Raw genomic sequence first — 14,075 nt, 5'->3', positions numbered from 1 at the left:
GCGGCTTTGATCACACATTGAGAGCGCGCGCCCTGCCATAAATACTGCAACCAAGTGCTACCCGCGGCATCATACCGTCGCCGGACTTGTCCCGGCATCGGACCTTTCAAGGTAATATCCTACAAAACCGTAAGTCTCTGTTCCGTAGATCGATACTTCACTTCTTCAATAAAAATATGAAATCATCCAAATCCATTTTGTTCGCTGTCGCTTTCATCGCACTTGCCCTGCTGGGAGCGGCGCTTTACCTGCAACACGTTAAGGATATGCAACCATGTCCGCTGTGCGTGATTCAGCGTTACGCCTTTGCGATCATTGCCATCGTTTGTCTGGTCTCGGCCAGCATGCCCGATAGCGTTCGCAAGGCCAGTGCTGCTATCGGCATGCTCGCCGGTATCGGTGGTGCCGGTACCGCCGGCTGGCATCTCTGGGTGATCGCCCATCCATCGACCAGCTGTGGCCGCGACGCACTGGAAGCACCGCTCAATGCGTTACCGCCAGCGTCCTTGTTGCCCTCTGTTTTTAAGGTCGATGCATGGGCGCTATGCTCCGCTTCTTACGATAAGATACTTGGCCTGTCGATTCCACAATGGTCGTTGTTCTGGTTTGTGGTGCTGACCGTCATATTGGGGAAAGTTTTGCTCAAACGGACCAACCATGGCGATTTTGAATGAACGCATGCAGTCGCCACATTCCGCCTTTGTAATCGAAGCGGGGTTCAGCATCGCAACCATCCTTAAGACCGCGCCACTCGAACCACTTGAAAATCGCCTGCTGGTGATGCACGCGTTGCAACTCGCACGCACGCAGCTTATCACGCAGGATCAGCGGGTAGTAGATGCCGACCAGGCCGCGCAATTAAACGAACTCTTTCAGCGTCGTCTGCAAGGAGAGCCGATTGCCTATATTGTCGGCCAGCGCGAGTTCTTCGGCTTGATGCTTGAAGTCACCACAGCCGTTTTAATCCCACGTCCAGACACTGAATTACTGGTCGAACTGGCGTTGGAACGTCTACCGGAAGGACAATCGAACCTGAGCGTGCTGGACCTCGGCACAGGCTCTGGCGCCATTGCGATTGCCATTGCCTCGCTGCGGCCTGCTGCGCGGGTCACGGCGGTCGATCTCAGCAATGAGGCTCTGGCGGTCGCCCGCCGCAACGCAGAGCGTCACCTGCCTGTCGGCCTGAACCAATTCAAATTACTCCAAAGCGACTGGTATGCGGCTTTAGACAGCGCGAACCCAGACGCGGGGGCGGACCGTCACCGCTTTGATGTGATCGTCGCCAATCCACCTTATATTGTCGAAGGCGACTTGCATCTGTCGCAAGGCGATTTGCGGTTTGAACCGATCAACGCGCTCACCGATCATGCCGATGGATTAAGCGCGCTAAGGATCATCGCAAGCGGCGCTGCCGCCCATTTGAAAGACCGTGGATGGCTGTTGATGGAACATGGCTATGATCAGGCCGAAGCGGTGCGTGAATTGTTGCTGGCATTGCCATTTGAGTCCGTACAAAGCTGGCAAGATCTGGCGGGCATTGCGCGGGTCAGCGGCGGTCGACTGAAATATGCCAGCCAAAGCGCTTAGCGGTTTCGTCCCGCGTTAGTTAATACTGCATCATCCGATCATGCCATGCCCTCTTTTAATTGGTTGCGTAGTGACAACACCCGTTATTGCTACCGCTGAAGGGCTGGATATCCAATGCGTGTGATCAAAAAAATTACAAAATTACAATTTTTCAGACAGCGTACATCCAATCTTTTTCTACAAACTGACTTTTTCAGCTTGTCAAGACTAGCGAAATTATCTCAGTTGCGTATCATCGCTTTCTTGTCCAACGCCTGAATCTGATTCTTTAGACTCCCATGCTGCCTTCGATCGAACAACGTCTTGCCCTTGAACTTGCTGCCAAACCGGCCCAAGTAGCCGCTGCTGTCGCCCTGCTCGATGAAGGCGCAACCGTGCCCTTTATCGCCCGCTATCGGAAAGAAGCCACGGGCGGCCTTGATGACATCCAGCTACGACTGCTAGAAGAGCGCTTACGCTATCTGCGCGAATTGGAGGCACGTCGCGCCGCTATCCTGAGTTCAATTGAAGAACAAGGGAAAATGACGCCCGCTTTGCTCAGCGCGATCTCTCTGGCGGAAGACAAAACCCGCCTTGAAGATCTCTATTTGCCGTACAAGCTAAAACGTCGCACTAAAGCGCAAATCGCTGCCGAAGCGGGTCTGACCGAACTGGCTGACGCCCTGCTCGCCAATCCTGACCTGCATCCGGAAGAAGAGGCCGTCCAATATTTCAAACCTGCGTTCACTACCGACAATGGCGACAATCCAGGTATCGCAGATGCCAAAGCCGCCCTGGACGGTGCCCGTCAAATCTTGATGGAACGCTTCGCTGAAGACGCGTCGCTATTGCAAGCATTGCGCGAATACCTGACCGAACATGGCATCGTTGAGTCCAAAGTAGTCGAAGGCAAACAAGACGCTGGCGAAAAATTTGCAGACTATTTCGATTACTCCGAAACCATCGGCACCATTCCATCCCATCGGGCACTGGCATTATTTCGCGGTCGCCGCGAAGAAATGCTGAACGTGGTTTTGCGCCTTGATACGGAAGAAGAAAAGCCAAAATGGGACGCGCCCCACAATCCTTGCGAAGGACGCATCGCTGCCCGGTTTGGCATCAGCAATAAAGGCCGCGCCGCTGACAAATGGCTATCGGACACCGTCCGCTGGGCGTGGCGCGTTAAAGTATTCATGCATCTGGAAACCGAGCTGATGACCAACCTGCGCGAAAAAGCGGAAGTTGAAGCCATTCACGTTTTTGCACTGAATTTAAAGGCGCTATTGTTAGCCGCGCCAGCCGGACCGCGCGCCACCATGGGCCTGGATCCGGGATTGCGCACAGGCGTCAAAGTTGCCATCGTGGATGCGACCGGCAAGGTTGTCGGGACCAGTACAATTTATCCGCATCAGCCGCGCAACGATTGGGAAGGCTCGTTGCACACGCTGTCGCAACTGGCCGAAAAGCATAACGTTTCTCTCATTTCAATCGGTAACGGCACGGCCTCGCGTGAGACCGACAAGCTGGCGCAGGATTTAATCAAGTTACGGCCTGAGCTTAAGTTGACCAAAATCGTCGTGTCCGAGGCGGGTGCGTCCGTCTACTCTGCCTCCGAATTTGCCTCGCGCGAACTGCCGGATATGGATGTCTCGATTCGTGGCGCTGTATCGATTGCGCGCCGTCTGCAAGACCCGTTGGCCGAACTGGTAAAGATTGATCCAAAATCAATTGGCGTAGGCCAGTATCAGCATGATGTCGGGCAAACCCAGCTGGCGCGCTCGCTGGACGCCGTGGTTGAGGATTGCGTCAATGCGGTTGGTGTTGATGTGAATACCGCCTCTGCTCCCTTGTTGGCGCGCGTCTCTGGCCTCAATTCAAGCGTGGCGCAAAGCATCGTCACCTATCGCGACATGAAGGGCATGTTTACTTCACGTGCGGGCTTACGTGAAGTACCGCGTCTGGGCGATAAAACCTTTGAACAAGCCGCCGGATTTTTGCGCGTCATGAACGGTAACAATCCGCTCGATGCCTCCGCGGTTCATCCAGAGTCGTATCCGCTGGTCGAAAAAATTCTGGCGGACATCAAAAAAGATGTGAAAGGCGTTATCGGCGATGACAAGCTTTTAAAGTCACTCAATCCTGCCAAATATGCCGACGAAAAATTCGGCGTCCCGACCATTACCGATATCCTGAAAGAACTGGAAAAACCTGGTCGCGATCCGCGTCCTGAGTTCACCACTGCGACCTTTAAGGATGGCGTCGAAGAAATGCGCGATCTACGACCGGATATGATTTTGGAAGGTGTCGTCACCAACGTCGCAGCGTTCGGTGCTTTTGTCGATATTGGCGTGCATCAGGACGGCCTGGTGCATATTTCCGCGCTTTCCAACACCTTTGTCAAAGATCCGCACAGTGTGGTCAAAGCTGGACAGGTCGTAAAAGTTAAAGTGCTGGAAGTCGACGAAAAGCGCAAACGTATTGCATTGACCATGCGCCTGGAAGACAGCGCCCCGGTAGCTGGCAGCAAACCGGAGCAACGCGGCGATCGTAACGATGCAAAGCGGCTTTCCCAGCATCAACGGCAACAGTCGGCACCGCTTGCCGCGCCCGCCAATAGTGCGATGGCGGCAGCATTTGCCAAGCTGAAAGGCTAAAAACATATCCGGGATTCTTGCGCAACTTTTCTTCCAGACTCGCGCGCAAAATCTCGGGCAATAACGACTTCAGCGGATAGCAAAACGGCGACAATCGCGATAAGCACGTGAATAACAGCGATCTCAAACGTCGCTTTACTTTTTTCCAGTGGAGTTTCTAAAGAGAAATATTGCAGATAACATATGCTTAAATAAGCTACGGTGCATAAACGCGAAGAGCTTCTCAGCCTGACGTCGTATAATATTCGCACTTCATTTCAACGATTACGAACAGGTCTTTATTTTGTCCGTCGCTCTCACTATACCGTCTCAGCAGTCCATCATGAACCCGATCGCGACCGATATGGAAGCGGTCAATGCGGTCATTCGTGACAAATTGCACTCTGAAGTGCCGCTGGTTAACCAGATTGCCGAATACATCATCAGTGCTGGCGGCAAACGCTTGCGCCCCGTGCTGGTACTTTTGATAGCGCAGGCTTTTGGCTACGAAGGTAATAAACACCACGAACTTGCCGCCGTCATTGAATTTATCCACACTGCTACTTTGCTGCATGATGACGTCGTTGATGAGTCCTCGCTACGGCGGGGACGCAAGACAGCGAACGCGTTATTTGGCAATGCGGCGTCGGTGCTGGTTGGTGACTTTTTATATTCACGCGCTTTTCAGATGATGGTGGATGTTAAAAACGCACGCGTCATGCAAATTGTCGCCGATGCCACCAATGTCATCGCGGAAGGTGAAGTGCTGCAATTGCTTAATATGCACAATCCTGACGTCAGCGAAGAGCGTTATCTGGCAGTTATACGCTCCAAAACAGCCAAGCTATTTGAGGCGGCCGCACAAATCGGCGCAATCATTGCTGGCGCGGATGACCGTGCAATTGATGCGGCGGGCGAATATGGGCGCTCAGTCGGTACCGCTTTCCAACTAATTGATGATGTGCTGGATTATTCAGGCAACGCGGAGGATATCGGAAAAAACGTGGGCGACGACTTGCGTGAAGGCAAGGCCACACTTCCGCTGATTTATTTGATGCAACACGGCACACCAGAACAGCGGGCCTTGGTACGGAGCTGCATAGAGAATGGCGATGAGCAACATTTTGATGCTATTCTTTCAGCGATCACGCACTCTGGCGCGCTCGACTATACGCGTAAAGAAGCGCAAAAATCCGCACAATCGGCTACAGCTGCACTATCTTTGCTACCAGAGAGTGACTATAAAACGGCTTTGTTGCAATTGGCCATATTTGCAGTAGAACGCAATCACTGAGCTGGATGACGGGATCAGGTACTTGCAGAACGGGGGAACGAATATTGCGTTGCCTCTAGGGGTAACCTTGAAGGAAGTACACGCGGTAAACACTAAAATTGCTGCCTAGCATCGAGAACCGCTGTTGTAGTTCACCGCCACGGCCTCAGGTCGGAAATTCCAATACGCAACATTTACTCACAAACATATGAAAGACCGCGGAGCTCCAGGTTGGTGCAGCGAGATTTATCTGACGGTTACCCGTTAAAGATAAATTGCGCTTTCAGCTTTGTTCTCGCTCCAGTAAATAATGACCACAACACCCTCCTCTACTTCCACTTTCCTTATACGGTGACCCTTTGGATGCCGTTCCCTTATGGGTGCAATTTTTTGCACTTGGCGTATTAATCTTCCTTTCAGCTTTTTTCGCGATGTCCGAAACGGCCTTGATGGCCGCCAACAAACATCGCTTGCGCCACTTGTCAAAACGCGGCAGCAAGGCCGCTACGACAACTATGTGGCTTTTGGATCGCACCGATAAGCTTCTGTCGCTTATCCTGATCATCAATACGCTGGTGAATGCGCTGGCGACCGCGCTGGTGACAGCCATTGCCATCAACACATTCGGGAATCATCAAAAGGTCATCACCATCGCTACCGCTGGCGTGGCGTTCCTGCTTATCGTGTTTGGCGAAATCACACCAAAAGTGATCGGCGCAACGTTTCCAGAACGCATCGCCCTGTTCGCCAGCTTTATCCTGAAACCTTTAATGACGCTGGTGAAGCCGATCATCTGGTTCGTCAATTTATTTGTCTCGGGCATCTTAAAAATATTATGCATCCAGACCGGAAAAAGCGCGCAAGATCTTAGAGTGTCGCCTGAGGAGTTGCGCTCGATCGTGCTCGAAGGTGGCAACTTCATGCCGCAAAAACACAAAAGTATCCTGCTCAATTTGTTTGATCTGGAGAAAATTTCGGTCGAAGATGTCATGACACCGCGCGCTCAGGTAGAGGCGCTGAACCTATCGGTATCGGTTGAAGAAATACAGCGCCAGCTAACTACCTGCTATCACAACAAGTTGCCGGTCTATGAAGGCGAGATTAACCGGATCGTCGGTATCCTGCACGTCCGTAAAGCCATGGCACTGCTTAATCAGGATGATGAATTAACGGTTGACCATTTCCGCGCATTACTTACTGCACCGTATTTTGTACCGGAAGGGACTGACGTCTTTACCCAGTTGCAATACTTTCAAGAAAACCATGAACGCCTGGGGATTGTCGTCGATGAATACGGCGAAGTCCACGGACTGGTAACGCTGGAAGACATCATTGAGGAAATGATCGGTGAATTCACTACCTCCAAACCGGGCGCGGCGCGCGCCGACAGTTTCAGCTGGGATAACAAGGGCGAATGCCGCCTCGAAGGCGTAACGTCGTTGCGTGACATCAATAAGCGTTTGGGACTAGCGTTTCCCCTTGACGGGCCAAAAACACTGAACGGTTTAGTGCTGGAGTGGTTACAGGATATTCCTGAAAACACAGTCAGTCTTAAAATTGCTGGTTGCATCATCGAAATTACGCAAGTTCAAAATCAAGCCATCAAAGTCGCCAAACTGGTTCGCCCCGCCAATCACGCACGCGGCAAATAGGCCGAACCTAGCCGCGTATTGGCAGCGCTATTGTTACCAATATTACTGCCCGTTTCAGGGTTGCAATTGATGTGGCTTCTGGGTAAACGAGATATATAGTCAGACTGCCAAGTTAGAGAAAATATTATCTATACACAACCTTATAGCAACACGCAAATTAAGTAAAAACTTAAGTGCACGTTAGAATCGTGCACAAAGCTTTACAGATCAGTTGCGTATAGGCATGATCAAAGTTATCGAGCATTACCTCGCTATTTCTATTTGCGTAAATTTCTATGGCTGTAGTCCTTCCACCTGTTAATCAAAACCGCCCGATGTCCGGATTGGCCCGCGCATTAGTGCAGGCTGGGCGGCTATCTATCGATCAGGTTGAAGGCTTAAACAGGACCGCAAGCAACGACAATACCCGATTTATTGACGTCCTAATAAGTAGCGGACACGTCAATGCTCTTAACCTCGCGGTGTTTTGCGCGGAGACCTTTGGCTATCCATTAGTCGATCTTTCCGCTCTCAACTTAAGTTTGCTGCCCGCAAAAGCTATCGATCCAAAATTGATGGAAAGCCAGTCGGTGCTGGCCCTATCCAAACGCGGCAATAAAATTTACGTCGCGATCTCGGATCCAACCAATACGCAAGCGCTGGATCAGATCAAGTTCCATACTGAATTGATGGTTGAGCCAATCATCGTTGAACACCCGGCTTTACTGAAAGAAATTCAGAAACACTCCAAGAGTGCTGAACAAAGCCTCACCGACATGATCGGCGACAGCGAAGAAATTAACTTCGTTGAAGAAGACTCTTCCTCCGCTGACTCCTCTGCCGCAGCGAATGACGTGGACGACACGCCAGTAGTGCGTTTTTTGCAGAAGATGTTGACCGACGCGATTAATATGGGCGCATCAGATTTACATTTTGAACCATTCGAAAAGTTTTACCGTATCCGCTTTCGCGTAGATGGCGTGTTGCGCGACATGGCCCAACCACCGCTGTCGATTAAAGAAAAACTGGCTTCGCGGATTAAGGTTTTATCCAAACTTGACATATCTGAACGACGCGTCCCGCAAGATGGTCGTATGCGACTCATCATCTCAAAAACCCGCGCTATTGATTTTAGGGTCAGTACCTTACCGACACTATTCGGCGAAAAAATCGTCATGCGTATTCTGGATGCAACCCAGGCCCAGATGGGGATCGACGCGCTGGGTTATGACGCGGATCAAAAAGCGATTCTGATGGAAGCGATTCAGCGCCCCTATGGCATGGTCCTGGTCACCGGCCCGACCGGCTCGGGAAAAACCGTCTCGCTATACACCTGTCTCAACATTCTGAATCAGCCCAGCATCAATATTTCCACCGCCGAAGATCCGGTCGAAATCAATCTGCCGGGCGTCAATCAGGTCAGCATTAATGATCGTACGGGGCTAACCTTTCCGGTCGCCCTCAAAGCCTTTCTGCGGCAGGATCCTGACATTATTATGGTCGGTGAAATCCGCGATCTGGAGACCGCCGATATTTCAATCAAGGCCGCGCAAACCGGGCACATGGTGTTTTCTACACTCCATACAAATGATGCGCCGTCCACGCTTACGCGCTTGATGAACATGGGCGTTGCACCGTTCAACATCGCCTCATCCGTGATTTTGATCACCGCTCAGCGTCTGGCACGCCGACTATGCACATGCAAACAGCTTGTTTCCATCCCCGACGAGACGCTACTTGACGCAGGGTTCATCGAGGATGATCTGGATGGCACGTGGAAGCCATACAAGCCACTTGGATGCGAGCGTTGCAACGGGTCGGGTTACAAAGGCCGGGTCGGGATCTATCAGATCATGCCAATTACCGAAGAACTGGAACGCATCATTTTGGCGCATGGGACCGCGCTGGAAATTGAAGCAAAAGCCAAACAAGAGGGTGTGCGTACTTTACGAGAATCGGGACTGATAAAGGTCAAACAAGGACTGACCAGCCTCGAAGAAGTACTCAGCTGCACCAACATTTAGACGCCTAAAGGAGTACACCGGTCATGGCCACTGCCGCACCCAATGCACGCAACACAGCGAGCGCACGCCAAGTCAAAGAATTTGTTTATGTCTGGGAAGGTAAGGACAAAAAAGGACGCTTGGTTCGTGGAGAAATGCGCGCCAGCGGCGAGACGCTTGTCAACGTTACGTTGCGCCGCCAAGGTATTCTGGTCAGCAAGCTCAAGAAAAAAAGTTTCCGTTCCGGAAAAAAGATTTCCGAGAAAGACGTCGCCCTGTTCACGCGTCAACTGGCGACCATGATGAAGGCTGGTGTACCTCTGCTGCAATCATTTGATATCGTCGCCAAAGGCCATGCCAATCCATCGGTATCCAAACTGATCAATGACATCCGCCTGGATGTGGAAACAGGCACGAGTCTGAATCAGGCTTTCCGCAAGTTTCCGCTGTATTTCGATCCGCTATTCTGTAATCTGGTCGGCGCCGGTGAACAAGCCGGTATTCTGGAAGAATTGCTGGCCAGACTCGCGACCTACAAAGAAAAAACGATCGCGATCAAAGCCAAGATTAAATCCGCGATGTTCTATCCGGTATCCATCATGGCGGTCGCTTTTATTGTCACCGCGGTCATTATGATCTGGGTCGTACCGGCGTTTAAAACGGTGTTCTCCAGCTTCGGTGCCGACTTACCGGGTCCAACGCTGTTCGTGATGTCCATCTCGGACTTCGTAGTTGCCAACTGGTACTTCATTTTCGGCGGCGTTTTCGGTGGACTGTATCTATTTTTTGAATCGTGGAAACGGTCGTTAAAAGTCCAGGAATTCATGGACAAAGCGCTGCTGAAAGCACCCATCTTTGGCTCCATCATCCGCAAAGCAACCATGGCGCGCTGGACCCGTACCTTAGCGACCATGTTCTCGGCCGGTGTGCCGTTAGTAGAATCGCTGGACTCCGTCGGCGGTGCCGCCGGTAACGCCGTCTACCTCCACGCGACCAAAAAAATTCAAAGTGAAGTAAGCACCGGCACCAGTCTGACAGTCGCCATGCAAAACTCGGAAGTCTTCCCCAACATGGTCACGCAAATGGTCTCAATCGGTGAAGAATCCGGTTCATTGGACCAGATGCTGGGTAAGGTAGCCGACTTCTACGAGGAAGAAGTCGACGATGCGGTGGCGTCATTGTCCAGCCTGATGGAGCCATTGATTATGGTGATTCTGGGTGTGCTAATTGGCGGACTTGTAATTGCGATGTATTTGCCAATCTTTAAATTGGGATCTGTAGTTTGATGTAGGAAATGTACGGAATCATCTTAGTCTGCTGCAAATCACCTGGTTTGCAGCAGATTTCAATATCAGGCTTTAGGAAAGTGCAAAGTACACCCGATTTGGATACCGAAATTGGCATGTGGCGACCGTAGATTTGCCGGTGCGACGCGCTTGCGCCTCTACAGCCAATACGAGCAGAATAAGCCGAAGAATCTATCGGACAAGCACCCAGAAAATCAGCGTTCTACCGTTACAATATTCACGTCATATCCAAAAACCTCCTTGACTATATCTACCAGATGCGCGTGATGACTCAGAAAAATCACCTGCGTTTTGGTGGAGAGTTCTTTAAGTGCTTCTAAACCGGCCTTCGCACGATCATCATCATAGTTGATGAATAAATCGTCTGCGATGAACGGCAACGCCAACGCCTGATCGAGGTGTAACTCAAGCGCGGCAAGCCTCAGCGCAAAATATAATTGATCACGCGTACCGTCGCTCATGGCGGCGATGCCAACCAACTGTCCGGTATCGCGCTGCCCCTCCAAAGTTAAAGTTTCCCTTTCAAAATCCACATGAAGTTTTTTGAAAGCCCCAAGAGTAAGTTTTGAAAACAAAGCACTGGCACGCGCCAACATGGGTCCCTGCTTCTGTTCCCGGTATCGCTCAATCGACCATTTTAGAAGACGTACTGCAGTGCAGACGCGCACATATCGTTCAGCTGCATCTGTCATCTGCGCCAAGGCTTCTTGTCGCCGGGCTTCCGCCGTTGCGGCATCGTCAGACCCTGTCATTTCCGCCAAACTGCGTACAGCGTTTGCATGCTCGGCAGAGAGCAATCCCTGTCGCTCTACAGCAGAGGAAAGTGCGGCTTGAATATGCGTAAGTTCAGTCCCGATCTCGGCGATATCCACTTCAGCAAGCTCGCCTTCTATGCGGTCTCGGGTCAATCCATCGCCACCGGCAAGAAAATTTTCGACTGCGTTGGCGAGTGTGTTCTGACACACCTTTTTTAAAGCGGAACGGGCAATACAATCGGCTAACTGATCGGTTGTATCGACGCGGGCTCGCTCCAGCAAGGGCTGTAATTGTGCATCCGCTGACTTGATACTTTCCTTTGCTGCGATTACTTGTTCTTGCGCTAAACGCAATGCGGTCTTGAGCCGGACGGAATCTTTCTGCGCCTCACGTGCTTTAAGCAATCGTACCGCCAGCGCCTGTGCAATGGCCGCCCCAGATTGGGACACCAATGTTGCGTCCAATTGCTCTGCAAGTTTGCGTGCTTGCCCGTCAAATTCGGCCAGGTCATCATTCATGGCCTCGATACGATTGACCCGAATCTCACGCATCCTGTTCAGCTTGTCTTCGAGCGCAGCGATCAGCTCAAGCGCTCCCTTGGCCGACCCCACATTGCTATCCGGTGGCAACCTTGCTTTATCAAGCGTTGCAAGCCAGGACCTATTCCATTGTGCAAGTGCATGGTGAGCATCCTCGACGGATTGAGCTAATGTTTTTAACACTGCGGTCGCTGACTTGCATTGGATTGAAAGGCCTTCGTATCGAATGGCGGTGTTATCTGCGTCCTTGATGAATAACTCGGCATGCGCACATAAGGTGCTGAGTAGCTCATCCTCGCCGACCACGACCCCTACCGTTCCAAGTGCGATTAATAAGGTTTGTCGCGCAGTGGCGGTCTGTGCCTGGTATGCGTCTGCGGCCTCTTGTGCCATCTGATAACTCACATTGCAGTCCAGGGTCTTTGCAGTCTTTACCAGCCACTCGCGGGCCGCTTCTAGCGGAAGCCCCGACAAGCCGACGGCATTGGTTGTGTCGTTCCAGGCAGTGTCGAATTGGTGCGCCGAAGTTTCCGCACGCAGCAATCTGGCGGTACTGGCTGTATGTTTAGCAATGGCGCGCTGCAATTCATGCTGAAGACTTTGCAATGCAGCACTTTCCTCTACCTGATCAAGTCGATGATCGGCCATCGTGTCGGCATGATCCATTGCCGCCTCGAACGAATTTCCACCCTCGTCCATTGTCACGGTGCGACTTTTAATCGCCGTCCACGATAAATTTCGTTGATCACGTGCGTGCGTGACGTCATCTTTGGTTGTCGGGTGGTGCAAATCCTGAAATTGGGTGATCGATAATGCGATGCGTTTTACTTCGATTTCATCATCTTCTAATTGTTGCGAAGCATTTTTGTTCTCTGTATAGAGTGCCAGCCGGTCCTGCTCAAGACGGGAAATGGTCGAACTTTCGGGTAAAAGCGATACCGCCAGTTGGGCAACGGTCTTCCTCCAGGATCCTAGTGCCTGCAGCGATGTTTCCAGCGCGGCTGAGGCCTTTCTCAAATTAGTCTCGTGGGTGCGCGAAGTAGACTGTGTCTCCCCCATGGCGCGTGCGGTGTTTAACGCAGCGCGCAAAATAACAGGAACCACCCGGTTGCCGAGGTCATTGATTTGCTCGATCACATCGGATAAATCGTTCTTCTTGCTGGTTTCGGCTGACTGCGCTCCTTGCAACGCTTGCTGCAATCCGCTGTGCGCTAGCGCGCTTGCCTCAAGAGCACGTCTTACTAAAAGTGTCGGAATGCGCTGAAATAATAACGCGTCCGTTTCCGCAGGCCAGGTGAGCTGTTCGCAAACGCGGATCACTTCTTTCCAAAGTTCCTTGACCTCAATTTCACGCCGTCCGATATCATTTGCATAGGCACTATAGCGGAGACGTTTTTCATTCAGGTCCGTTATATCTGAGGAACATTCAAACACTGCGTTATTGAGCGGGACGTTTTTTAGTTCCAGAGAAATACGTTCGACTTCGCTATCGCGGAAATCAAGTTGGTGCTCCCCACCAGCCTTATCCACTAGCGCTTTCGCAAGCTGGACTTCAGCGTTCGCCGACATTTCGATGACCTCCCCCAAGTCCCGAAGTTGATTTTCCATTTCACGGATAGTGATCCAAAATGGTGCTGTCCGACGCAGCCGCTCCAACCGATTACGATTCCCGTTCAGCTTTCCGTGCAACGCAATCTCGTCGCTCAATGCCGTTTGTAATTCGTCGACCGTTCGGTTTGCTTCCTCCCATGCCTTGGCCTTGATAGATGCCGCCTTTAGCATTGCACTAGCATCGTCAAGCTTTTCTTGCGCAATATAATATTCGCGATCGGCTGCCTTGCGTGGCCCCCACAGGCTTTCTGCTTCAGTAACCAGCGCATCACGAATTTTACCCAACCCCGCTATGCCGGCAGCCGATTGAAATAAAATTTGGCCGATATCGTTTTCTGCCGAAAGTATACTTTTTCCTCCCTGGATCAATTTGGCGTGATCCAGGCCAAACATCTGATCGAAAAAATTACGGTCCGTCGCGCCCAGAAAAGGGACGAGTACCGTGTCTGTCATCGCCTCATTGTGCGGTGTACGAAGCGTGTTTTTAGTCGCCTTCGCACGATGGAAATCAAGTGCCATGTCACCTTCAGAGATTGATGCTCCCAAGCGCAGATCGCTTAAAGGATGGACGAACGCCAAGGGTGAGCGCGTTGCAATACCAAATAATAAATCCTGGATAGCACTGCGCAAGGTTGATTTGCCCGCTTCATTTGGACCAACGATAAAGTGGAAATCGTGTACAGCCTTCGGGAAGTCAACGCTGCGGTCCGTGAACTTACCGTATTTGATGAGTTGTAGCTGATGTAGTCGCATTTC

The 14,075-nt window shown here is 51.5% G+C and carries 8 protein-coding genes; 7 read left to right on the top strand and 1 reads right to left on the bottom strand.

The window, feature by feature from the left end:
- Positions 1-176: 176 nt before the first annotated feature.
- The 7 genes from HAV38_RS00405 (at position 177) to HAV38_RS00375 (ending at position 10,392) form a co-directional block, all read left to right on the top strand.
- Positions 177-674, top strand: coding sequence for a disulfide bond formation protein B (locus tag HAV38_RS00405; protein ID WP_168051334.1), 498 nt, complete (start codon positions 177-179; stop codon positions 672-674).
- Positions 658-1,587 (top strand): peptide chain release factor N(5)-glutamine methyltransferase, encoded by a 930-nt coding sequence (gene prmC / locus HAV38_RS00400; protein ID WP_245182118.1) that lies wholly within the window; start codon positions 658-660, stop codon positions 1,585-1,587. Before HAV38_RS00405 ends, prmC begins: the two co-directional genes overlap by 17 nt.
- 278 nt (positions 1,588-1,865) lie before the next feature.
- Complete coding sequence (locus HAV38_RS00395; protein ID WP_168051332.1) at positions 1,866-4,220, top strand: Tex family protein; 2,355 nt, start codon at positions 1,866-1,868, stop codon at positions 4,218-4,220.
- Between the two features lie 322 nt (positions 4,221-4,542).
- Positions 4,543-5,493, top strand: coding sequence for an octaprenyl diphosphate synthase (ispB, locus tag HAV38_RS00390; RefSeq protein ID WP_168051330.1), 951 nt, complete (start codon positions 4,543-4,545; stop codon positions 5,491-5,493).
- 338 nt (positions 5,494-5,831) lie between these two features.
- The gene (locus HAV38_RS00385; protein WP_168051328.1) at positions 5,832-7,124 is read left to right on the top strand and encodes an HlyC/CorC family transporter; all 1,293 of its coding nucleotides are present in this window, start codon (positions 5,832-5,834) and stop codon (positions 7,122-7,124) included.
- Between the two features lie 275 nt (positions 7,125-7,399).
- Positions 7,400-9,127 carry a type IV-A pilus assembly ATPase PilB gene (gene pilB / locus HAV38_RS00380; RefSeq protein WP_168051326.1) on the top strand — a complete coding sequence of 576 codons (1,728 nt, stop codon included), beginning with the start codon at positions 7,400-7,402 and terminating at the stop codon, positions 9,125-9,127.
- A gap of 23 nt (positions 9,128-9,150) precedes the next feature.
- Positions 9,151-10,392, top strand: a complete 1,242-nt coding sequence (locus HAV38_RS00375) for a type II secretion system F family protein (protein WP_168051324.1) — start codon at positions 9,151-9,153, stop codon at positions 10,390-10,392.
- Between the two features lie 215 nt (positions 10,393-10,607).
- Here HAV38_RS00375 and HAV38_RS00370 read toward each other — a convergent pair whose 3' ends face one another.
- Entirely contained in the window at positions 10,608-14,072 is a 3,465-nt protein-coding gene (locus tag HAV38_RS00370) for a YhaN family protein (protein ID WP_168051322.1), read from the bottom strand.
- Between the last annotated feature and the right edge of the window lie 3 nt (positions 14,073-14,075).

Source organism: Glaciimonas immobilis (assembly GCF_011947285.1).
GTDB classification, from domain to species: domain Bacteria; phylum Pseudomonadota; class Gammaproteobacteria; order Burkholderiales; family Burkholderiaceae_D; genus Glaciimonas; species Glaciimonas immobilis.
Note: the sequence above shows the minus strand (reverse complement) of the source record. Positions and strands in the feature narration are given on the sequence as shown.